General features: G+C 33.1%; 21 protein-coding genes and 1 riboswitch. Of the genes, 17 read left to right on the top strand and 4 right to left on the bottom strand.

The annotated features are described in order from the left end of the window. Positions 1–17 precede the first annotated feature (17 nt). On the top strand, positions 18–1,379 hold the full coding sequence (locus EQM05_RS14300) for a fructose-specific PTS transporter subunit EIIC (RefSeq protein ID WP_164917311.1): 1,362 nt from the start codon (positions 18–20) through the stop codon (positions 1,377–1,379). A 166-nt stretch (positions 1,380–1,545) separates the two neighbouring features. Here EQM05_RS14300 and EQM05_RS14295 read toward each other — a convergent pair whose 3' ends face one another. Both EQM05_RS14295 and EQM05_RS14290 read right to left on the bottom strand, forming a co-directional pair. After that, positions 1,546–2,457, bottom strand: coding sequence for an IS1 family transposase (locus EQM05_RS14295; protein WP_128750710.1), 912 nt, complete (start codon positions 2,455–2,457; stop codon positions 1,546–1,548). 229 nt (positions 2,458–2,686) lie between these two features. Further along, complete coding sequence (locus tag EQM05_RS14290; RefSeq protein ID WP_128750708.1) at positions 2,687–4,690, bottom strand: sigma 54-interacting transcriptional regulator; 2,004 nt, start codon at positions 4,688–4,690, stop codon at positions 2,687–2,689. 293 nt (positions 4,691–4,983) lie between these two features. Here EQM05_RS14290 and ptsP point away from each other — a divergent pair, with 293 nt between their 5' ends. From ptsP to EQM05_RS14265, 5 genes are all read left to right on the top strand, one after another. After that, the gene (gene ptsP / locus EQM05_RS14285) at positions 4,984–6,600 is read left to right on the top strand and encodes a phosphoenolpyruvate--protein phosphotransferase (RefSeq protein ID WP_128750706.1); all 1,617 of its coding nucleotides are present in this window, start codon (positions 4,984–4,986) and stop codon (positions 6,598–6,600) included. A gap of 217 nt (positions 6,601–6,817) precedes the next feature. Then, complete coding sequence (locus EQM05_RS14280) at positions 6,818–7,552, top strand: DUF4652 domain-containing protein (protein ID WP_128750704.1); 735 nt, start codon at positions 6,818–6,820, stop codon at positions 7,550–7,552. Between the two features lie 45 nt (positions 7,553–7,597). Then, complete coding sequence (locus tag EQM05_RS14275) at positions 7,598–8,836, top strand: tetratricopeptide repeat protein (protein WP_128750702.1); 1,239 nt, start codon at positions 7,598–7,600, stop codon at positions 8,834–8,836. 109 nt (positions 8,837–8,945) lie between these two features. Beyond that, entirely contained in the window at positions 8,946–9,263 is a 318-nt protein-coding gene (gene trxA, locus EQM05_RS14270) for a thioredoxin (protein ID WP_128750700.1), read from the top strand. Between the two features lie 16 nt (positions 9,264–9,279). After that, complete coding sequence (locus EQM05_RS14265; protein WP_243108081.1) at positions 9,280–10,143, top strand: NAD(P)/FAD-dependent oxidoreductase; 864 nt, start codon at positions 9,280–9,282, stop codon at positions 10,141–10,143. A gap of 51 nt (positions 10,144–10,194) precedes the next feature. Here the strand turns inward: EQM05_RS14265 and EQM05_RS14260 are convergent, their stop codons facing one another. Together EQM05_RS14260 and EQM05_RS14255 are read right to left on the bottom strand one after the other, a co-directional pair. Continuing rightward, complete coding sequence (locus tag EQM05_RS14260) at positions 10,195–10,722, bottom strand: cell wall hydrolase (RefSeq protein WP_128750696.1); 528 nt, start codon at positions 10,720–10,722, stop codon at positions 10,195–10,197. Positions 10,723–10,726: 4 nt separating this feature from the next. Beyond that, positions 10,727–10,853, bottom strand: a riboswitch (cyclic di-AMP (ydaO/yuaA leader). Positions 10,854–10,925: 72 nt separating this feature from the next. Further along, positions 10,926–11,933, bottom strand: coding sequence for a hypothetical protein (locus EQM05_RS14255; protein WP_128750694.1), 1,008 nt, complete (start codon positions 11,931–11,933; stop codon positions 10,926–10,928). Positions 11,934–12,192: 259 nt separating this feature from the next. On the opposite strand from EQM05_RS14255, the gene cdaA reads away from it, so the two are divergent. The 11 genes from cdaA to EQM05_RS14200 all read left to right on the top strand — a co-directional run bounded on the left by cdaA (position 12,193) and on the right by EQM05_RS14200 (position 22,620). Next, a complete protein-coding gene (cdaA, locus tag EQM05_RS14250) occupies positions 12,193–13,041 on the top strand; it encodes a diadenylate cyclase CdaA (RefSeq protein ID WP_128750692.1) in 849 nt (282 codons plus the stop codon). After that, complete coding sequence (locus EQM05_RS14245) at positions 13,011–14,243, top strand: CdaR family protein (RefSeq protein ID WP_128750690.1); 1,233 nt, start codon at positions 13,011–13,013, stop codon at positions 14,241–14,243. Before cdaA ends, EQM05_RS14245 begins: the two co-directional genes overlap by 31 nt. Next, complete coding sequence (locus tag EQM05_RS14240) at positions 14,233–15,831, top strand: FAD-dependent protein (RefSeq protein ID WP_128750688.1); 1,599 nt, start codon at positions 14,233–14,235, stop codon at positions 15,829–15,831. Before EQM05_RS14245 ends, EQM05_RS14240 begins: the two co-directional genes overlap by 11 nt. Before the next feature lie 109 nt (positions 15,832–15,940). Next, entirely contained in the window at positions 15,941–17,035 is a 1,095-nt protein-coding gene (gene buk / locus EQM05_RS14235; protein ID WP_128750686.1) for a butyrate kinase, read from the top strand. After that, positions 17,028–17,939, top strand: coding sequence for a phosphate butyryltransferase (gene ptb, locus EQM05_RS14230; RefSeq protein WP_128750684.1), 912 nt, complete (start codon positions 17,028–17,030; stop codon positions 17,937–17,939). The genes buk (EQM05_RS14235) and ptb overlap by 8 nt, the downstream gene beginning before the upstream one ends. Before the next feature lie 41 nt (positions 17,940–17,980). After that, positions 17,981–19,051 (top strand): butyrate kinase, encoded by a 1,071-nt coding sequence (gene buk, locus EQM05_RS14225; protein WP_128750682.1) that lies wholly within the window; start codon positions 17,981–17,983, stop codon positions 19,049–19,051. Positions 19,052–19,349: 298 nt separating this feature from the next. Further along, complete coding sequence (locus EQM05_RS14220; protein WP_128750681.1) at positions 19,350–20,027, top strand: ATP-binding protein; 678 nt, start codon at positions 19,350–19,352, stop codon at positions 20,025–20,027. 14 nt (positions 20,028–20,041) lie between these two features. Then, positions 20,042–20,251, top strand: coding sequence for a 4Fe-4S dicluster domain-containing protein (locus EQM05_RS14215; protein WP_128750679.1), 210 nt, complete (start codon positions 20,042–20,044; stop codon positions 20,249–20,251). 21 nt (positions 20,252–20,272) lie between these two features. Beyond that, a complete protein-coding gene (locus EQM05_RS14210) occupies positions 20,273–21,340 on the top strand; it encodes a 3-methyl-2-oxobutanoate dehydrogenase subunit VorB (RefSeq protein WP_128750677.1) in 1,068 nt (355 codons plus the stop codon). After that, positions 21,340–22,089 (top strand): thiamine pyrophosphate-dependent enzyme, encoded by a 750-nt coding sequence (locus EQM05_RS14205; RefSeq protein WP_128750676.1) that lies wholly within the window; start codon positions 21,340–21,342, stop codon positions 22,087–22,089. The genes EQM05_RS14210 and EQM05_RS14205 overlap by 1 nt, the downstream gene beginning before the upstream one ends. Then, positions 22,090–22,620 carry a 2-oxoacid:acceptor oxidoreductase family protein gene (locus EQM05_RS14200; RefSeq protein WP_128750674.1) on the top strand — a complete coding sequence of 177 codons (531 nt, stop codon included), beginning with the start codon at positions 22,090–22,092 and terminating at the stop codon, positions 22,618–22,620. The last annotated feature ends 94 nt before the right edge of the window (positions 22,621–22,714 follow it).

The raw sequence follows: 22,714 nt of genomic DNA, 5'->3' as shown, positions 1-22,714 counted from the left end.
ATGGGAGGAGAAAAATTATGAAAATTGTAGCCGTTACAAGTTGTCCTACAGGAATTGCGCATACGTATATGGCAGCGGAAGCATTACAAATGGCAGCTAAGGAAATGGGGCATGAAATTAAAGTCGAAACTCAGGGTTCAGTGGGGGCTGAAAATGTAATTTCAGAAAAAGAGGTCAAGGAAGCAGATACTGTTATCATTGCAGCTGACACTAACGTTGATAAATCAAGGTTCGTAGGAAAACCTATGGTTGAAGTCTCTGTAAAGGATGCCATAAAAGATGCTAAAGGACTTATGAACAAAGCATTAGAGGCAAAGCCAGTAGAGAAGAAAAAAGAAAGACAGGAAGTAAAAGTTGAAAAAGCTGAAAGAAAAGGCATTTATAAGCATCTTATGACAGGCGTATCATATATGATACCATTCGTGGTAGCTGGAGGATTACTTATAGCTTTGGGATTTGCTTTTGGTGGAATATATGTATATAAAACTCCAGGGACATTTGCGGAAGCATTATTCAGTACAGGAAAGCAGGCATTTGCACTTATGCTTCCAGTATTATCAGGATATATGGCTTATTCAATAGCTGACAGACCAGGACTGGTGCCGGGATTTGTAGGGGGAGCATTAGCAAACACTGTGGGAGCAGGTTTTATTGGAGCTTTACTGGCAGGTTTACTGGCTGGATATATAGTAGTTTTAATAAAAAAGTATATTAAACTACCAAAAACATTGGAAGGATTAATGCCAGTTTTGATAATACCAGTTCTATCAACTGCAATTATAGCATTAATAATGATATTTGTATTAGGCAACCCAGTAAAAGCAATGAATGATGGATTATCAGCATGGCTAAATGGTTTGCAGGGTGCAAATGCAGCTATTCTTGGTATAGTATTAGGATGTATGATGGCATTTGATATGGGGGGTCCATTTAACAAGGCAGCATATGTTTTTGCTACAGGAACTTTAGCATCAGGCGGAACAACAATAATGGCAGCAGTAATGGCTGCTGGAATGGTTCCTCCACTTGGAATTGCATTAGCAACAGTAATAGCAAAGAATAAATTTAATGAACAGGAAAGAGAAGCAGGAAAAGCAGCATGGGCATTGGGAGTATCATTTATTACAGAAGGTGCAATACCATTTGCAGCTGCAGATCCATTCAGAGTTATACCATCAATAATGGCTGGTTCAGCAGTAACAGGAGCATTATCAATGCTGTTTGGATGCACACTGGCAGTTCCTCACGGCGGAATATGGGTTTTAGTAATACCAAACGTAGTTCAACACCTATTCCTTTACCTGATAGCAATATTAGCAGGTATGGTAGTTTCAGCTATGTTACTTTCAGTAGTTAAAAAGAATGTATACGAACAATAATAAATAGGATTTTGTAAAGGGGTTGTCGCATTAGCAGTTAAAACTGCTAATGCGAGTCTTTTTTTATTAAAGACTGAAACTTCTGTTCTCTAATCTTTCCTGCTTTAGATATATGGCTCTTTTATTAAATAGTGTTGATAAAGTAACAAATTCCCATAGAGACAGGTCAATTAAAACTAATTTCAGCATTTCTCATATTTATATATGTATTTTCAATATTAATTTTACTTATTGCTTCTATAAATATATTTATTGTAGATGAAATATTATTAAAATTAGAACTCTTTAAGAATTTGAATAAGCTCAAATAATTATTTAAATACTTTGTTGCTACTCCTCTAAAACGGTACATCCATTCCATGCAGTCACATCTATATTTTACTGCTTCAGAGCTATTATCAAGGAATTTATTAATCTCCCTTATTTTCTTTCTTTTAAAGAACATGGCAAAAAAGCTTTTCGGTCTTGAGACTGCCTGCTTATTTTTATTTAATATTTTTCCAATATAATTTTCCATATCCATTGCATTCATACGTCCCATTCCCACTGCTCTGGAATAAATATTTTTATGTGAATCCAGTGCTGTAATAACACAGACTTTATTATTGCTGATATTAATGTAACTTACGCTTTGATCATGAACTCTCTTTTCATCATGTTCAATGCCTTTCTGTCCCTTCCGGGAGAATTTTAAGAAAAAATTTTCAAGTTCAAACTTTCCCTGCATCTTATTTTGTTTAACCATTTTTAAAGCAGAGAGCAGCTTGTGCCTCCAGTAAAATAGTGTTACATAAGAAACGCCAATTTCCCTGGCTGCCGCCTTAAGGGATAAGCCCTCAATGGTACACTTAATGAATGCCTCCCACTTTTCAGGGAAATGAGTCCTTGCAATTGGCGTGTTTGTAAAATCATTAAAGGTTTTTTTGCAGCTTTTGCATATATATCTTTGTTTACCATTGTATTTTCCGTATAGCACTGTATGGGTGCAGCCACAGTATGGGCATTTTCTTTCATAATCATGTCTTAATGAAGCAAAATAAGATAATATATTTATATCAGTACATTTTTTATTCTCCATGGTAATCCAATCCTTTCAGTAATATGTAGGTATTTTAATTATTACCATTAAAGGATTGTCCTATTCACATCAACATTATTATTTAAAAGAGCCATATGTGTCTATAGAAAATAAATATCTAATCATCGTAGCAGTCCCAAAAACCTAAAGTTTAAGGGGCTGCCGCATTAAGAATAAATATTACAATATACTGTACGTAAATTCATTGGTTTGACGGCCCCTTATTTTTTCAATTAGTTGGTATGTTATATTTTTTACATTTCAATGAAACAGTTCTGTGGGTTATTCCTAAAACTTTCCCTGCCTTATTATAACTTTTGTATTTTTCCATTGCTAAAGTAATAAGTTCCTTTTCATAAGCTTCAAGGGGCATAAGCTGATTATTTACCAGGTTTATAAGATTCCCTTCCCTGGGAGTACTATTTGTAATATAAAAAGGAAGATCTTTTGAAGTAATCGTTTTGCCGTCACACAAATTCATAGCTCTTTCTATAATATTTTCAAGTTCCCTTATATTACCTGGCCAGTGGTAATCCTGCAGATATAAAAGGCAGTCTTTATCAATGCTTTCAATTGATTTTCCAAGCTTTTTATTAAGTTTAACAATAAAGTGTTCCACCAGGCAGTTTATGTCTTCTTTTCTGTTTCTTAATGGAGGAAGAGATATATTAATAACATTAAGCCTGTAATATAAATCCTCTCTAAAGGAGTTCCCTTTTATCATTTTTTCCAAGTTTCTGTTTGTGGCTGCAATTATTCTAACATCCACCTTTTGAGTTTCTATACCACCAACACTTTCAAATTCCTTTTCCTGAATGACTCTTAGAAGTTTAACCTGCATTGACATAGGCATGTCTCCAATTTCATCTAAAAAGATAGTACCGCCATCAGCAACATTAAATTTGCCTGGTTTATTTTTAACTGCACCTGTAAAGGCACCCCTTTCATATCCAAACAATTCACTTTCAAGTAAATTTTCAGGAATGGCAGCACAGTTTACTCGTACAAAAGGCTTATCTTTACGGCTGCTGTTGTTATGGATAGCTTTTGCAACTAGTTCTTTGCCAGTACCGCTTTCACCCATTATTAGTACTGTGGAAGTTGAATTAGATGCTTTTTCTGCAATAAGAAGGCTGTCCTTTAAAGTACTGCTGTTTCCTATAATGTCACTAAAACTGCTGCTTAAATTAGCATGTCTTTTTAATTCTGATTTATAATAATTGATTTCTTCTTTAGATTGTTCTAGTTTTTTATATAGATCTTTTACTTCATCTACAGTCTTGGAAATTGAAAGCACACCCTTAAAGTTACCATTTATAAATATGGGTTCAACAGTGGAAACAACATTCTTATCATTTTTGCTATGTATAACATTTTCCATATTCTTTTTAGAATTAAAAACAGATAATCTAAGTCCATTTGGTGATAAAGCCTTTAAATCCTTTCCTAAAATATCAGCAGCATTTACATTAAAATTAAATTCATAGGCTGGATTAACGTAGCTTATCTTTCTGTCCTCGTCAACAAAACATATTAAATCATGGGATGTTTCCAGTATCTTCTGAAATTTTTCATTTAATTCCTGCATACCAACGAGCTCAGATATATCCTGGAACATACCAATAGCACCTATTACCTTCTTATTAGAAAATATGGGAGCTCTGTTTACAATACATATATGGTTATTGATATGCTGTGTTGTACCAATATATTTTCTTTTAGATGCAATTACCTTTGGAAGGTCTGATGTAGGAATAATATGCTTAACATATCTTCCTACTACATCCTTTGGAGTTTTGTCAATAAGCTTTAAGGCATAATCATTCATAGTTGTAATATATGAATTGGTATCGATAACAATAATTCCAATAGGAATATTATCTAAAATTTGTTCGTTTGCAATATTATTTTCTTCTATAATATCATCAAGGTTTGCAAAAGCCTTGTTATCCCGTTCAATATCATTGGTTATAAAGCTGCATAGTTCAAGAACAGCCTGCCTGCCAGATAATGAATCTTCTCTGCAGGATATTTCGATCAATTCATTTTCCCTTATTTTAAGTGAAACAAGAGCAAGCATACTAATAGCCAGAGGCTCTTTGGTGGAAATATTTCTTACATATAAATTAACATTGTACTTTGAGGTTAATTCTGAGGCTTTATGAACAATCATTGCGGCTATTCTTATATGAATACCGTTATGAATATTTACTACTATACTATTTTTATACATATGTTATCTCCTTGATAAAAAGTATCAGTTTTATATAAATTATTGATAAAAAGTATCAACCTCATAATACATTACAATATAGAGGGTTGTCCAGTATATTTTTAAAAATATGATATAATAGTTATAGTATATTGATAAAATTTATCAATATACTAAAAATATGATGATTTGCATAAACTAATTAAAGCGCATAAAAAGGCAGTTGTAAGAGATTTTAATGTATTGGCATAAAAATTGCTTATTTTATTTAGTGCTTTGATGAATTATGTAGAAATTTGTAGGAGGATAAGAAAATGAAAAAAGGTATTGCAGCTTCAAAAGGATACGCAATTGGTAATGTAGTAATAAAAGATGATAGTGAAATTTCCATTGTGGAAAGAGCAATAAGTGATATAGCATCAGAACAGACAAAATTAGAGAAAGCTTTAAATACATCAAGAGAACAATTAATTAAAATAAAAACAAAAGCAGAAAAAGAACTTGGAAAGGATAAAGCAGCAGTATTCGAAAGCCATATAATGATGTTAGATGATCCTGAATTTACTGGAGCTGTAAAAACAAAAATAAAAGATAATAAAGTTAATGCTGAAAAAGCATTAAGCGATGTAGTTGAAATGTATTCTGGAATATTTGCTTCCATGAAAGATGAATATATGAGAGAAAGAGGCGCAGACGTAAAAGATGTTGGACACAGGATATTAGCTAATTTGGTTGGTAAGAATCCTGACGGCCTTGCAAATCTTCCTGAAAATACAGTAGTAGTAGCTCATGACCTGACTCCATCAGATACAGCACAGCTGGATAAAAATAAGGTAATAGCCTTCTTAACAAATGTGGGAGGAAGAACTTCTCACAGCGCAATAATGTCCAGAACTTTAGAAATACCTGCAATAGTTGGAATGAATGATATAACGAAGTCTGTTAAAAATGGAGACAAAATTATAGTTGACGGAATAGAAGGGGTGGCTATTGTAAATCCTGATGAAGCAACTTTAAAAGAATATATGAATAAGAAAGAAGCATATGAAAAAGAAAAAGAAGAGTTAAAAAAGCTTATTAAGGTTAAAACTGTTACTAAAGCCGGGAAACACGTAGAGGTAGCAGGAAATATAGGAAAACCAATTGACGTTCTAAAGGTTATTGAAAATGGCGGAGATGGTGTAGGCCTGTTCAGAACAGAGTTCTTATATATGGACAGGGATAGTATGCCAACTGAAGAAGAACAATTTGAATCATATAAATTTGCAGTTGAAAAAATGAATCCTAGACCAGTTGTTATCAGGACACTTGATATTGGCGGGGATAAAAAACTTTCTTACCTTCCAATGCCAGAAGAAATGAATCCTTTCTTAGGCTACAGAGCCATAAGATTATGCCTTGACAGAACAGATATATTTAAGGTTCAGCTGAGAGCATTATTAAGAGCAGCTGTATATGGAAACTTAAAGATAATGTTCCCAATGATATCTTCCTTAGAGGAATATTTAAAGGCAAAGGAAATATTAAAAGAATGTGCTGAGGAACTGAAAAAAGAAGGTATACCATACAGAGATGACATGGAAGTGGGCATTATGGTGGAAATACCAGCTGCAGCAGTTAATTCAGAGGAACTTGCAAAGTATGTTGATTTCTTTAGTATTGGAACAAATGATTTGATCCAATATACATTAGCTGCAGATAGAATGAATGAAAAAGTTTCATATTTATATAATCCAATGCACCCAGCAGTATTGAAGTTAATAAAAATCACAATAGAATCTGCTCATAAAGAAGGAAAATGGTGTGGAATGTGTGGAGAAATGGCAGGAGATGAAAGAGCAATTCCAACTCTTGTGGAATATGGCTTAGATGAGTTCTCCATGAGTGCATCCTCAATGCTTAAAGCAAAACAGCTCATTATGAACAATTAATAACGCCTTATATTTAATTATTTTTTCATTGGCTCTGCTTAAGATGCTGACATAATAATGCATCTACAGCAGAGCCGCCTTATTTATGGCCCAATTTACTTAATTATATTTTTTAATGGTATTATAATAACAATATATTTGCTATAATTAGATATATATTCTTCTAATTTGGATTTATTTAAAGAAATAATAAAAATAATAATTGGGAGTGATGTAAATGACAAGGAAAGCATATTTAAAAAGAATAATAAGCACATCTTTAATAATATCTTTAATATTAACTTTAACAGCTTGCAGTAGTAATAAAAAAGGTGCAGAACCTTCAACTAATTCCAGTTCAAATAATCAGCAGCAGTCTGCACCAGCACCCAGCAAAAATCAAACAAGCAAAACTGAAGACAACAGTTCAAAAACTACAAGCACTACAAACACTACCAATACTGAAACTGTAGATCCAACTGTTCCTAAATTTAATAAAACAGAAACAACATCAAGTCCAAAGTTCAATACACCATGGAAGGTATATGGCACTGTACAAGCATCTATAGAAGGTAAGGGAGACACAGCATCAGAAGAGGGAATAGGAAAGATTATTGTAAAAGATGGCAGCGGAAAAATGTACAGCTACGAAATAGCTGATAATAAAAAACAGAATTCTCCAAAGTATGTTCAGTGGTGGGACGATAAAAATCTATTAGTAGTAATAGGCATGGGCTATGGCACAGTTTCACAAGGCGGGAGTTTATATAATTTAAATATTGCAACGGGGAAGGTAAGTTTGGCATATAAGGCAGAGGATAAACAAAATGTTACAGCTGTAACAAAAGTTAAAAGTAAAGATGGTAACTATGATTTATATATTAAAATGCTGGTTTATGAAGATGACAATTTTACAAAATCACATTATGAGGAATTTACCATACCATATTCCAAGCTTACTATGCTTAAATAAATAAGCTTGGTAAATATATGTACAATACCAGTAAGGAGCCATAAAATGGACAAAAGTACAAAGTATTATTTAAAGGCATTAAATAAATACAATGATGGTTATATAAGTATGGCCTTTGAATTATGTAATAAAAGCATAGCATTAAATAATAGAAACAGTTCTGCATTAAATTTAAAGGGATTGCTGTATTATTTAACAGGCAAGTTAAGTGAAGCTCAGGTTATATGGCAGCTCAATTATAAAATGAATAAAAATGATGTAGCCCTTAATTACCTAAATGACAGCAAAGACGATAAAGATATGGAAGATAGATATAAAAGGGCATTGGGGCTGATTAAAGATCTAAGGATTGATGAAGCTGAGGAAATGCTTATAAAGTGCATGGACAGTGATTTTAATGCAATAAATGTTAATAATGCCATTGCAGATTGTTATATTAAATCAGGAGAATATGATACTGCATTTAAATATGTAAATAAAGCAGTATCATTGGATAGAAAAAATGATAAATCCAGACAGATACTAAAAATATTAAAAAGTTTTTACGGTATTAAAAAAACATATAATTATAAGAAAATAATAACTGCTGCCACACTAGTAATAGCGGCAGTAGTTATTATTTATCTGGCATTGGGCCAGGGATTCTTTAATAAATATAAAATTGCAAAAGAAAATACTAATAAAAAAGCATCTATTGTAAACAATACAAATAAACAGCCTGAAATTTCTGCAGCTGTAAAAAAGCCTGTGGACACAAAAGACAAAGTAAACACGGCATTTCCATACAGCCAATTGGAAGCTTCTATTAACAATGGTGATTATAATACTATGTATGACATTTATCAGTCATGGAAGGACAAAGATTTAAGCATTAATAATAAAACCCTTTTAAATAATGCTGTTAATACTTTAAAAAAAGATGGAACACAAAGCTTTTATAATAATGGAAGTGCATATTTAAAAAATAAAAAATACAAAGATAGTATTAATGAGTTTTCAAAAGCATACACAGTTGGTAAAGAAAGTTATCTTTATCCTCATATTGTTTATTTTCTGGGATTAACAAGCGAAGAAAGTAATGATATGGAAACGGCTTTAAAATACTATACTATATATGATGAAAGCTTTAAGGGTGATTATGAGGAAACCGTATTATACAGATTAGCAGTAATTTATGGTGAAATAGATAAAGCAAAAGCAAAAGAATATGCAAAACGGCTGGTAAATAGTTATCCTGATTCAATATATAATAACTCAAATATAAAACAGATTTTAAATAATTAATAGTCATTATTTGGGAATACCTGAGGAAAACAAATATTGACCTTTCCACAAAAGTGGAGTAAAATATAATTAATAAGGTACCCATACGGGGTATAATGGAGGTATAGATATGGTAAATCAAGTAAATGATAATAATTTTCCTTTGGAGGTTATAAATGCAAATGAAACAGTTGTAGTTGATTTTTGGGCTCCATGGTGTGGACCATGTAAAATGCTGTCACCAGTCTTAGATGAAATTTCAGGCGAATTAGATGGAAAAGCTAAGTTTGTTAAAGTGAATGTTGATGAAAACCCTGTGGTTTCATCTCAATTCAGAATAGCAAGTATACCAACTGTAATGTTATTTAAAGACGGTAAAGTTGTAGATACAATGGTTGGCTTTAGACCAAAGCAATCCATTAAATCATTAATAGAGAATCATATTTAGTTCTATAAATAGGAGTGTGTTATCAGTGCGATATGATATTGCTATTGTTGGAAGCGGCCCAGCTGGAATTTCAGCAGCCATAAATGCTAAGATTAGGAATAAGAATATAATACTTTTTGGATACAAATATTTAAGCAATAAATTAATCAAGGCTCCAAAAGTTAATAATTATTTAGGATTTTATGGTCTTACTGGTGGGGAATTAAGAGCTAAATTCACAAACCATATTAATTCAATGGATATTAATATTAATGAGGAGAAAATAACAGCAATTTATGCCATGGGAGATTATTTTTCACTTATGGCAAATGATAAGATGTTTGAGGCAGCAACAGTGATTTTGGCTACTGGTATGGAGTATGGAAAGCCTTTAAAAGGTGAAGAAGAATTCCTTGGGAAAGGTGTTGGATATTGTGCAACCTGTGATGCACCTCTTTATAGAAATAAGCCTGTTACAATTATTGCTTATACAAAGGAAGCAGAAGAAGAGGCAAACTATGTTAGTGAACTAGCCTCAAAATTATATTATGTTCCTTTATACAAAAGTGAATATAATATTAATCCTGACATAGAAATAGTTAAGGACATTCCCCTTGAAATCCAGGGAAAAGACAGAGTTAATAAATTATTACTGCGAAATAGAGAAATACAAACAGATGGTATATTTGTATTAAAGGATAGTATATCTCCTAATCAATTGGTTCCTGGTCTTGATATGGAGAATGGCCATATAAAGGTATCCAGAAATATGAGTACAAATATACAAGGATGTTTTGCAGCTGGAGACTGCACTGGAAAGCCTTATCAATATATGAAGGCAGCAGGTGAAGGCCAGGTGGCTGCTTTAAGTGCAGCAGCTTATTTAGACTCAATAAAATAATTAATATAAAATAAAAAATACTAAAGCTTTATTGCTTTAGTATTTTTTATTTTACTTTGATACAAAGAATACGTGATTGCCTATAGTTTTTATATTATCCTTTTTTACATTTTTCATCCATTTGGATGTAGCTATTTTAGGATTGTAAAAAAATACTGCCTTTTCGGTAGGATCATTTCCTTTAAGTGCATCTAAAACAGCTTTGTAGCTGCTTTCATCTGGCACAACAGTTATTTTCCCATTTTGTACACAGGAAAAAGCACTTTTCTGAGTTATTACTCCGCTTATGGTTTTTGGAAACTTAGGATCCTTTACTCTGTTTAAAATAACTGAGGCCACTGCTACTTTTCCTGCATAAGGTTCTGATCTGCTCTCAGCGTATACTACTTGTGCCATTAAGTAAATATCATCATCTGTGATGTAAATATCTTTATTTCCATTGTTAAATACCTGGACAACGTCATATTCCTGTTTAAATAAGTCATTTTCAGCATTTTCATCATAGGATGCTTTAACCTTAAAGTTTAAAGAGCACAAGATTAAGCAGAAAAACAATAAAAATGTTGTAAGTTTTTTCATTTTTTATATCTCTCCTTTTACCGACGGGGTTAGCTGACGGGTTTGGTAAAGGCATAACCTACGCTTGAAGCGATTCACCCCAAAAAACTGGTTTCCCCGCGTTTATTTAAAAACTTAGGCTATTGATTATTATTTCACCTTTTTTAAAAAAAATACATAAATTTAAAAAAACAGGAACTTAAAGTTTTAAGTTCCTGTTTCAGTTATTTATTATTTCCATTTTTAAACTCATTGTATATTTTATAAAATTCTTCAAGATTATCATTTACTGTATTATATTTATCTTTTGAAAATGTATAATTTGCATCGATTGAAGAGTTATCTTTAGAATCAGAGTTTAATTGAGAGTTTTCAAAATTAACTGCCTTATAGATGCTGTCTAAGTAAGAAGAGTAGCTGTCCATTGTATTTCTAAATGTTTTATACAGATTAACACCTTTAGCTGGAACAATAATATTAGAAAGTTTACTTTTTAATGCTAAAAAAGAGGTGGTATCTTTACTGAGGTCAAAAAGTAAATCATTAAATTTCCTGCTTTTTCTGGATGCTTCTATCTGTGAATTATAATCCTTCTTAAGTGCAAGAAAATCATTTAAAATACTGTCTATGCTGTTTATAAATTCAGAATTTTGACCATCCTTAATTGTTTTATCATTATTTAATCGTATAAGCTGTGAAGTATAAAAAATAGAATTATTTATAAATTGCAATGATGATGGGGATAAAGAAACAGATAATTTTTTTGTTTTAAATAAAGAATAAGAATTAATACACTTATCTTTATAGCTTTTCAAATTCTCTAAAGATTTTTCAATATCCTTGCTTTCCGGATTAGAAATTATTGAAATAATCTGCTTGTAAATGAGGATATTAGTGTTAAGCCCATCTACTAAGCTGGAATTAATTTTATAATATTTTTCTGATGGATTAATTGCCTGAATGTGATTTTTTATTTCTATTAAAGAATCAATTTTTGAAGGCAAATCCTTTTTAGATTTATTGCTGTCTATAGTCTGCTGCTTTATAAGGGACGAGGTAGATTCATTTATTTCATTTATTTTATCTGTGTAATATTTCACTTGCTTTTCATATTCACTATATGATCTGGATACAGTAAAATAGTATGTCCCATAAAAAATCACAAAAATCGCGGCTATAATACCAATGGTAATGGAAGTAATTTTTATTATTTTTTTAGTTTTTGAATCCATTTAATCTCCTCCCCACTGTTAACTGCATATTCCATATTAACCATATTATATAATACATTATATATTCTTTCAAAGTTATTATTAGAACTTTTTATAATTAAAAATAATTGATATAATTATATAAAGATTAGAGATGTAAATCAATTATCATAAGCAAAAAAAATATTAATAAATAGTCAATAATAACAGAATTATTGATATAAACATAATTAAATAGTGTATAATTAATACTAGTATTAACTTTGAAAGGGTGAATTCTGTGCAGATCATTGAGATCTTAATTAACTCAGTTAAACATATTGACCTTTGGTCGATTTTAGATATTTTAGTAGTATCATACATTTTTTATAAGTTATATATGTTAATCAAAGAAACAAGGGCAGAGCAGCTATTAAAAGGATTAGTTCTTATATTTCTATTAATACCAATAAGTTCATTGCTGCATCTGACTATGTTAAACTGGATTCTTTCAAAAACCATCACAATAGGTGTCTTATCTTTTGTTATTATTTTCCAGCCGGAAATCAGAAGAGCCCTTGAACACCTTGGAAGAAGCGCATTTAACGATAGACATATTTTACAGGATGAAAGTATTATGACAGAGGTACTTGAGGAAATTACAACAGCAGTAGAGAATTTATCTGAAACAAATACTGGTGCACTTATTGTTATTGAGCAAACTACAGGCCTTGGGGAAATTATAAACACAGGTACTAAACTTGATGCTTTGGTATCCTCTGCTTTGCTTGAAAACATTTTTGTAGTAAATACTCCTTTGCATGATGGGGCAACAATTATAAGAAATAATAGAATAGTCTCATCAGGATGCTTTCTGCCATTAACAAGTAATAACGATTTAAATAAAAAATTAGGAACCAGACATAGAGCAGCTATCGGCCTTTCTGAAACATCTGATGCCCTTGTAATAGTTGTATCTGAAGAAACAGGGACTATATCTCTGGCAGTTAACGGAAGTATAACTAGAAATTATGATAAAAATAAACTGAAAAATATTTTAAGTAGAATAATTAAAAAGAGACAACTTAAAAAGTTAACTTTTAGGGAGCAGGTGATGGCGTGGACGAAAAAGTTAAAAGGAATCAAATAATAATTCGAATATGCTGTATCATTGCAGCTTTTGGGCTTTGGCTATACATTAATGGTGTAGAAAACCCTGTTAGGGAAAACACTATTTCTGTTCCTGTGGAAATAGTAAATAAAGATGTGCTTACCAATTCTAAATTAGCATTAATTGATGATCAGCCATTATATGTTAATCTGACTATCAGCGGTGTTACTTCAGATGTATATTCTGTTAAACCATCAAACTTTAAATTAAGAGTTGATTTAAGCGGATACGCTATAAAAAAAGGAGAAAACATTGTACCTGTTAAGCTTGTGCAGCAGCCAGATAATATAAAGATAGTAAATACAGAAAAGCTTTGGGTTAAATTAAATGTAGATGAATATGCAAAAAAGAAAGTCCCAATTAAAATAGGCATAGAGGGAAAAGCTAAAACCGGTTTTTACCAGCTGCAGCCTAAACCAAGCTTAAGTGAAATTGAGGTCAGCGGCCCTTTAAAGTATGTAAATCAGGTTACAAGCCTTTTAGGGAAGATAAGGATAGATAATTTATCTAAAGATTTTACAAGTAATGTGGTTTTATCTGCCGTGGATAATTCCAATAATAAAGTTAATTATGTAAAATTCCAGCCTGCAGCTGTAGAAGTAATGGTACCAATAAAAAAAGTTAAAACAGTGGGTATAAATGTAAAAACTAAGGGCAATTTAAGTAATGGATTGATTTTAAAGGGATTTGAGACAATCCCTGAAAAGGTGGATATTGCCGGGGACGATGGTGCTATAGACAACATACAGTCTATAGATACTGAGCCCGTGGACTTATCCAAGTTAAATGGGAATGATAGTACAGATGTTAAGCTTGTGGTGCCTCAGGGGGTATTTTTAATAAATAATAACGGATATGTAAAAGCTAAAATCACAAGTGAAAAAATATCTCAAAGAACTTTGCCAGTGAGTGTAACCATTAATAACTTACAGAGCGGCTATGATGCAGTACTGAATACAAAACAGGTATCTGTAACGGTTACGGCAGCTGACAGCGTTATAAACAGTCTGAACAATGGAGATATCACAGCTGCAGTGGATCTAAGCGGTGCCTTAGAAGGAGATCATACTACTCAAGTGAACGTTACGATACCCCAGGGTTTTACAAAAGTTTCTGTGGATCCGCCTTCAATACAGGTTAACATAAAGAAAAAAATACTGGAGGGTAATAATGGCAATTAGAGTAAGCAATATAATTTTAGATATTGATGAAGATATCAATTTATTAAGAAAAAAAGCTTCACAAAAGCTTAAAATAAAGGATGAGTATATTAAAAATTTTAAAATACTCAGAGAGTCTATAGATGCCAGGAGAAGGAATACTATTAAGTTTAATTATACTGTAGAATTAAGCTGTGAAAACGAGGAGAGAATCGTTTCAAGGCTTCATGATAATAATATTAAACTTGAAAAAGAAAAATATGAGGCTGACTTTCAGCTGGGGACAAAAAAACTCAGCAGCAGACCAGTGATAGTAGGTATGGGACCGGCAGGAATGTTTGCCGGTCTTTTAATGGCGCAAAAGGGTTTTAAGCCTTTAATTATAGAGAGAGGAGAGGATGTGGAAACCAGAACTAAATCCGTAGAAGAATTCTGGAAAACCGGAAGATTAAATTTAGAATCCAATGTTCAATTTGGAGAGGGGGGAGCCGGCACTTTTTCAGATGGAAAGCTAACAACAAGAATTAAAGATCCAAGGTGCGACTATGTACTTCAGCAGTTTGTCAGGTTTGGGGCTCCGGAAGAAATAATATATAATGGCAAGCCTCATATAGGCACTGACATATTAAAAGGGGTGGTAAAAAACATAAGAGAAGAGATTGAAAGACTTGGCGGCGAAATCAGATTTAACAGCAGGCTTCAACAATTGAGAATAAAAGATAAAAAAATTAAAAGTATCATAGTAAACGGAGAGGAGATACCCTGCGAAGTATTAATATTAGCTATTGGACACAGTTCAAGAGATACTTATGAAATGCTTTACAAAAGTGGTATACTTTTAACTGTAAAACCATTTGCTATTGGAGTGAGATGTGAGCACAGTCAAAAATTAATAAATGAAAATCAATATGGACAATATGCTTCCCATCCAAGATTAAAAGCAGCAGACTACAGATTAACTTATACCAGCAAAAAAACTGGAAGAGGCGTATACAGCTTCTGTATGTGTCCAGGTGGAGAAGTGGTAGCTGCTTCCTCCGAGGAAAACAGGCTTGCCATAAATGGTATGAGTAATTATAAAAGAAATAAAGAAAATGCAAACTCAGCAATAGTTGTAACAGTAGGACCTAATGATTTTCAGGGGAATAACCCTCTTAGCGGTATGGAGTTTCAAAGGCATTATGAAAACCTGGCATATAAGCTGGGTGGAGGTAATTATATTGCTCCTGTTCAGCTTATTGAAGATTTTTTAAATGATGAAATAAGCATGAAAATAGGAAGTATAAAACCAAGTTATAAACCTGGATATGAATTCAGAGATTTAAGACAATGTCTGCCTCCATACGTTATAGAAACATTAAAAGAAGGATTGATTCAGTTTGATAAAAAAATAACTGGATTTGCCACAAGTAATGGAATTTTAACTGGTATTGAAACCAGGACTTCGGCTCCTGTAAGAATAGAAAGAAATGACAGATTAGAAAGCATTTCAGCAGAGGGGCTGTATCCATGTGGTGAAGGAGCTGGCTTTGCAGGGGGAATTATATCTGCTGCTGTGGATGGATTAAAGGTTTCTGAAAACATAATGAAACTATATAATTCTATTTAGTAAATGGCTGATTTACTTTATATCTATATTTATAAAATATATTAAATATTCTGAAAAATAAAGTTTTGACAATTTTATTTGTTAAAATATAAACTATGGGGTGTATATTATGAATAAAGGGGAATTTATATTAGCAATAAATCCAGGTTCCACATCTACAAAAATTTCTTTATTTAAAGAAGAACAGTGTATTTTAAGCGAAAATCTATCTCATGACATAGATGAAATAAATAAATATAAAACTATTTATGACCAAAGACAAATGAGGGAAAATGTAATTTTAAATTGGCTTAATGAGAATAAAATTAAATTAGAACAAATATCAGTGGTAGTTGGCAGAGGAGGACTCTTAAGACCAATGCCTGGCGGGACTTACATAGTTACCGATAAAATGCTGGAAGATTTAAAAAGAGGATATCAGGGGCAGCATGCGTCAAATTTAGGCGGAATAATTGCTAAGGACATAGCTGATCTGGCAGGGGTTAATGCCTTTATAGTGGATCCTGTATCAGTAGATGAGTATCAGGATAAGGCAAGGATTTCCGGGCTGCCGGATATTCCAAGGAGATCTCTGGTGCATGCACTTAATATTAAAGCTGTTACAAGGAAAACATGTCTAAAACTAGGTAAAAAATTCAACAACAGCTCTTATGTGGTGGCACATATAGGAGGAGGAATTTCAGTATCCCCAGTGAAAAACGGAAGAATACTGGATGCAAATAATGCTAATGAAGAAGGACCTTTTTCACCAGAAAGAGCTGGAGGGCTGCCTGCTTCAGAAGTGGTAAAAATGGCTTACAGCGGGAAATATACTTATAATGAACTTAAAAGGAAGGCTCACAACTTAGGCGGACTCATGGGTTACCTTGGAACCAATGATGGAAGAGTAGTGGATAAATTAATTGAAAGCGGAGATAAAAAGGCAGAATTAATTTTAAAGGCCATGGCATATCAATTGGGAAAAGAAATTGGAGCAATGTCAACAGTACTATTTGGTAAAGTAGATGCAATTATATTAACAGGAGGCATGGCTTACAATAAAAGACTTACAAAATGGATATCAGACATGATTAGTTTTATAGCGCCTGTGGAAATAGTGCCTGGAGAAGACGAAATGTTTGCATTAGCACAAGGAGCTTTAAGAATAATAAAAGGTGAAGAAAAATACAAAGTATACGAGGAAGAGGTGCAGATTAATGATTAAAAGTTTTAATGAATTGTTAAAAAAGGCCAGTGAACAGCCAATGAAAAAAGTAGCAGTGGCAGTAGCTGAAGACAGACCAGTGCTTGAGGCTGTTAAGGATGCAAATGAAAGAGGAATTGCAAATGCAATCTTAGTAGGAAATGTGGACAAGATAAAAGCAGTTGCAAAAGAAATTAATATGGATCTTTCTAAGTTTGAACTGGTAGATGTAAAGGATATGAAAAAAGCTGCATTAAAAGCTGTTGAACTTGTATCCACAGGTAAGGCAGATATTGTGATGAAGGGCTTGGTGGATACAGCTAATTTCCTTAGAGCAGTACTAAATAAAGAAGTAGGCTTAAGAACAGGAAAGCTAATGTCCCATGTGGCAGTATTTGAAATATCTAAATTTGACAGATTAATCTTTTTAACTGATGTAGCATTTAATATGTATCCAGAATTAAAAGACAAGGTTGATATAATAAATAATGCAGTAAGTGTTGCTCATGCAGTAGGCATAGAAATGCCAAAGGTTGCACCAATATGTGCAGTTGAAGTTGTTAATCCTGCAATGCAGCCTACTTTAGATGCAGCTGCACTGTCAAAAATGAGTGACAGAGGACAGATTAAAGGTTGTATTGTTGATGGACCACTAGCTTTGGATAATGCATTATCAGAACAAGCTGCTGCTCATAAAAAAGTAACAGGTCCTGTAGCAGGAAAGGCAGATATACTCCTATTACCAAATATAGATTCAGGAAATATAATGTATAAAACATTAACATATGCATCTGATTCAAAAAACGGCGGGATACTGGTAGGAACAGCTGCACCTGTTGTTTTAACTTCAAGAAATGACAGCCATGAAACTAAAATGAATTCAATTGCCATGGCTGCTTTAGTTGCAGAACAGTCAAGAAAATAAAGCTAAATCATATATTATTAAAGATTTTAGGAGGGAAAAACATGTCATATAAATTATTGATTATTAACCCTGGTTCTACTTCAACAAAGATTGGAGTGTATGAAGATGAAACTAAAATTTTAGAGGAAACTTTAAGACATTCCACAGAGGAAATCGGAAAATATGATACTATATATGATCAATATCAATTTAGACAGGAATTAATACTAAATGTTCTTAAGAAAAAGGACTTTGACATTAATACTCTGGATGCTGTTGTAGGCAGAGGAGGATTATTAAAACCAATATCAAGCGGTACTTATAGCGTTAATGATGCTATGCTTCATGATTTAAAAATAGGATTTCAGGGACAGCATGCATCAAATTTAGGAGGCATAATTGCCAATAATATTGCAAAACCATTACATATACCTGCATTTATAGTTGACCCTGTAGTTGTAGATGAATTACAGGAAGTTGCAAGAATTTCAGGAATGCCTGAAATCCCAAGAAGATGTATATTCCATCCACTAAATCAAAAGGCAGTGGCAAGAAGATATGCTAAGGAAATCGGGAAAAAATATTCAGATCTGAACTTAATAGTAGCCCACATGGGTGGCGGTATTTCTGTTGGAGCTCACAAAGCCGGAAGAATTATTGATACAAATAATGCACTAATAGGAGAAGGACCATTTTCTCCAGAAAGAACAGGAGAGCTTCCAGTTGGAGATTTGATAAAATTATGCTTTAGCGGAAAATATACAGAAAAAGAATTGATGAAAAAAATCAATGGAAAGGGAGGCATAGTTGCATATCTTAATACAAATGACTTTAGAGATATGACTTCTGCAGTTGAAAAAGGGGATAAAAAGGCTAAATTAATATATGATGCTTTTGTATACCAGCTTGGTAAAGAGATAGGTAAATGTGCTGCAGTCCTGCACGGAAAAGTAGACAGAATTATTTTAACAGGAGGAATAGCATACAGTAAGCAGGCTACTGAAGATATAGGAAAAATGGTTTCATTTATAGCTCCAATAACTGTTTATCCTGGTGAAGATGAATTACTTGCACTAGCACAAGGCGGACTTAGAGTACTAAGCGGAGAAGAAGAAGCTAAGGAATATAAATAAAAATTTTAATAAGTATTTTAAGTAATGCAGAATTGGCTAGTGCTGATTCTGCATTATTACTTGTACTTAGAAGCTATTATGAAATAAATCATTTAATTTTCATAAAAAAATAAAATTTTGTTAGATTATTAAATTATAATATGATATAATTGAATTTGGGATAAATAACATATATTAGTAGGAAAATTATTGCAGTTCTATACACACATAATCATCTTTATGTATACGATTTCAATACTTTTTAAAATGCAGATTTAGAATAATTCAAAGGGTTTAAGAATTTAAAAGAGGTGATTGCTTGAGTAGAATAAATGTATTCACAGGACATTTTGGCAGCGGCAAGACTGAAATTGCAATTAATTATGCAATTAAGCTGGCTAAAGAAGGAAATAAAACCGCTATTGTAGATGTAGATATTGTAAACCCATATTTTTGTACAAGAGATGTAAGAAAAACTTTAGAACAACAGGGGGTTAGGGTAATTGCATCAAATCCAGATTTGTCAAATGCAGAATTAATGGTTGTGACCCCGGAAGTCTATGCTGTTTTCAATGACAAAAGTTATCAGGTAGTCATGGATGTGGGCGGTGATGATTTAGGGGCTGTGGTATTAGGGCAATATAATAAATACTTTAAGGAAGAACCATATAATATGTTCTTCGTAATAAATAATAACAGGCCGCTGACTTCAGACACAGAAAGTACCATTGAATATTTAAGGACCATAGAGAAATCTTCAAGGTTAAAAGTTAATTATTTAGTATCAAATACTAATATGTCATATGAAACTTCAGAAAAAGATATTTTGAAAGGAGACAAATTAGTATCGGAACTAAGTAAAAAAATTAACATACCTTATAAATACACAGTTTGCAGAAAAGATCTTGAAGACAATATAAGGGGAAAAGTTCATGGTGATATACTGCCCATTAATATTTATATGAAAACACCATGGATGAAAGATGAAAATTATTAAAGGAGGGAAATGGTATGGCAAAGGTAACTTTTAGAGAAGAAAGATGTAAGGGCTGCGGTAATTGTGTTGTAGTTTGTCCAAAGAAAATCATAAGTTTTTCTGAAAAGCTTAATATCAAAGGATATCATTCTGCAACTATAACTGAAGAAAAAATGAAAGAATGCATAGCATGTGCATTCTGTGCAAGAATGTGTCCTGATTGTGTAATTACTGTGGAGAAATAATATAATAGGAGGGGACAATCCATGGAAAAAGTATTAATGAAGGGTAACGAAGCCATAGGAGAAGCTGCTATAAGAGCAAACTGTCAATGCTTCTTCGGTTATCCAATTACCCCACAGACTGAAGTAGCTGCATATATGTCAAGAAAGATGCCTAAGATTGGCAGAGTATTTCTTCAGGCAGAAAGTGAAGTCGCTGCAATAAATATGGTATATGGAGCAGCAGGCTCCGGTGTAAGAAGTATGACATCTTCCAGCTCACCTGGAATAAGTTTAAAATCAGAAGGAATTTCATATATAGCAGGTGCTGAACTGCCATGTGTAATTATAAATATTGTTAGAGGTGGTCCAGGCCTTGGGAGCATACAGCCAGCGCAGTCAGATTATTTCCAGGCTACTAAAGGCGGAGGACATGGAGATTATAAAATGCCTGTATTTGCTCCAGCTACAATACAGGAAATGGTAGATTTAATACAGGATGCATTTGATGTGGCAGATTTATATAGAACTCCCTGCATGGTAATGGGAGATGGTATGCTTGGACAAATGATGGAACCTGTGGAATTTAAAGAAAGAGAAAAGAAGCAGTTACCTGAAAAAGACTGGGCAGCAAATGGCTTAAACGGAAGAGCCAAGCATAATGTTATTAATTCTTTATATTTAAAACCCGATGTATTAGAGAAACATAATATGCATCTTCAGGATAAATATAAAGAAATAACTAAAAAAGAAACAAGATATGAAATGTATAACTGTGAAGGTGACTGCGATTTAATCATGGTTGCTTACGGAACTACCTCAAGAATATGTAAGAATGTAATAAAGATGGCTGAAAAGGAAGGAATAAAGGTTGGTCTCATAAGGCCAATTACATTATGGCCATATCCAGCAGAGGCTTTTGAAAAAACTGTAAATAATACAAAGCATGGCTATTTGTCAGTGGAAATGAGCTGCGGACAGATGGTTGAAGATGTAAGACTTTCAGTGAATGGAAGAAAGCCGGTAGATTTCTATGGAAGAACTGGCGGAATGGTTCCGGATCCATCAGATATATTAGCTAAAGTAAAGGCTATGGTAGGAGGTGCAAAATAATGTCAATAGTATTTGAACCTACAAAAGCATTATTGGATGTTCCAACACATTACTGCCCTGGATGTACTCATGGTATCATTCATAGACTTGTGGCAGAGGTTATTGATGAATTAGGTATTTTAGATAAAACCATTGGTGTTGCACCAGTTGGCTGTGCTGTGCTGGCATATGACTACTTTGCATGTGATATGTTTGAAGCAGCTCATGGCAGAGCACCTGCTGTGGCAACAGGAATAAAAAGAACTCATCCTGATTCAGTAGTATTCACATATCAGGGAGATGGAGATCTTGCTGCAATAGGTACAGCTGAGATAGTACATGCAGCAACAAGAGGAGAAAATATAGTTACAATATTTGTAAACAACTGCATTTATGGAATGACTGGAGGACAAATGGCTCCAACAACACTTCCAGGGCAGGTGACTGAAACTACTCCATATGGTAGAGATGTTAAACTTGCAGGACATCCTATAAGAGTATCAGAGATGATTTCAACACTGGATGGAGCCTGCTATGTAGAAAGAGTATCTGTGGATACTGTTCCAAATGTAGTAAAAGCAAAAAAAGCAATTAAAAAGGCCTTCGAGAATCAATTGGCTGGAAAAGGGTTCTCATTAATAGAGGTGCTTTCAATATGCCCAACTAACTGGGGATTATCTCCTCAGGAGTCTTTCCAGTGGCTAAGAGATAATATGATACCATATTATCCTCTTGGAGTAAAAAAGGATATAACTACGGAGGTGAAATAAATGGCATCACAAGAATTGATATTTGCTGGTTTTGGAGGTCAGGGCATACTTTCCATGGGTAAGTTTCTGGCTTACGCTGGTATGGATGCTGATTTAAATGTTTCATGGCTGCCATCATATGGACCTGAGATGAGAGGAGGCACTGCCAACTGCTCAGTTATTCTCACAAATGAATCTATAGGGTCTCCTATAGTTACAAAAGCTGATACTCTTATTGTTATGAACAGACCTTCACTGGATAAGTTTGAAGAAGCAGTGAATTCCGGCGGGTTAATAGTAATGGATTCAGACTTAGTTGACAGAATGCCTGTGAGAAATGATCTTGAGATTATAGCTATTCCTGCTCAGACCATTGCAGAGAAGATGGGAAGCAAAAAAATCGCAAACATGATATTGCTTGGTGCATTGGTTAAAAAGACAGGAATCGTTTCCACTGATCAATTGCTTGATGCTTTAAAAGCTCATGGCAAAGAAAGTTTCTTTGATATTAATAAAGAAGCTATTGAAAAGGGAATGGAATTTGTAAGTTAAACTTTATACTAAATTTCTTAGAAGAAAAATAGGTTTTATAAATATTTTTATAGAACCTATTTTTTATATTTACAATGAAACAATGTTATGTTAC

Source organism: Clostridium sp. JN-9 (genome assembly GCF_004103695.1).
Lineage (GTDB): Bacteria > Bacillota > Clostridia > Clostridiales > Clostridiaceae > JN-9.
This window is presented reverse-complemented; position numbering and strand designations above follow the sequence as displayed.

Bases quoted from the DNA above. Each gene is read 5' to 3' on its own strand.
- ptsP (WP_128750706.1), top strand. From the start codon at position 4,984: ATGAAAAAAGGTATTGCAGCTTCAAAAGGATACGCAATTGGTAATGTA.
- EQM05_RS14240 (WP_128750688.1), top strand. From the start codon at position 14,233: ATGGCAATTAGAGTAAGCAATATAATTTTAGATATTGATGAAGATATC.
- ptb (WP_128750684.1), top strand. From the start codon at position 17,028: ATGATTAAAAGTTTTAATGAATTGTTAAAAAAGGCCAGTGAACAGCCA.
- EQM05_RS14260 (WP_128750696.1), bottom strand. From the start codon at position 10,722: ATGAAAAAACTTACAACATTTTTATTGTTTTTCTGCTTAATCTTGTGC.
- trxA (WP_128750700.1), top strand. From the start codon at position 8,946: ATGGTAAATCAAGTAAATGATAATAATTTTCCTTTGGAGGTTATAAAT.
- EQM05_RS14205 (WP_128750676.1), top strand. From the start codon at position 21,340: ATGTCAATAGTATTTGAACCTACAAAAGCATTATTGGATGTTCCAACA.
- EQM05_RS14215 (WP_128750679.1), top strand. From the start codon at position 20,042: ATGGCAAAGGTAACTTTTAGAGAAGAAAGATGTAAGGGCTGCGGTAAT.
- EQM05_RS14275 (WP_128750702.1), top strand. From the start codon at position 7,598: ATGGACAAAAGTACAAAGTATTATTTAAAGGCATTAAATAAATACAAT.
- EQM05_RS14295 (WP_128750710.1), bottom strand. From the start codon at position 2,457: ATGGAGAATAAAAAATGTACTGATATAAATATATTATCTTATTTTGCT.
- EQM05_RS14200 (WP_128750674.1), top strand. From the start codon at position 22,090: ATGGCATCACAAGAATTGATATTTGCTGGTTTTGGAGGTCAGGGCATA.
- EQM05_RS14210 (WP_128750677.1), top strand. From the start codon at position 20,273: ATGGAAAAAGTATTAATGAAGGGTAACGAAGCCATAGGAGAAGCTGCT.
- EQM05_RS14290 (WP_128750708.1), bottom strand. From the start codon at position 4,690: ATGTATAAAAATAGTATAGTAGTAAATATTCATAACGGTATTCATATA.
- buk (WP_128750686.1), top strand. From the start codon at position 15,941: ATGAATAAAGGGGAATTTATATTAGCAATAAATCCAGGTTCCACATCT.
- EQM05_RS14255 (WP_128750694.1), bottom strand. From the start codon at position 11,933: ATGGATTCAAAAACTAAAAAAATAATAAAAATTACTTCCATTACCATT.
- EQM05_RS14280 (WP_128750704.1), top strand. From the start codon at position 6,818: ATGACAAGGAAAGCATATTTAAAAAGAATAATAAGCACATCTTTAATA.
- buk (WP_128750682.1), top strand. From the start codon at position 17,981: ATGTCATATAAATTATTGATTATTAACCCTGGTTCTACTTCAACAAAG.
- EQM05_RS14300 (WP_164917311.1), top strand. From the start codon at position 18: ATGAAAATTGTAGCCGTTACAAGTTGTCCTACAGGAATTGCGCATACG.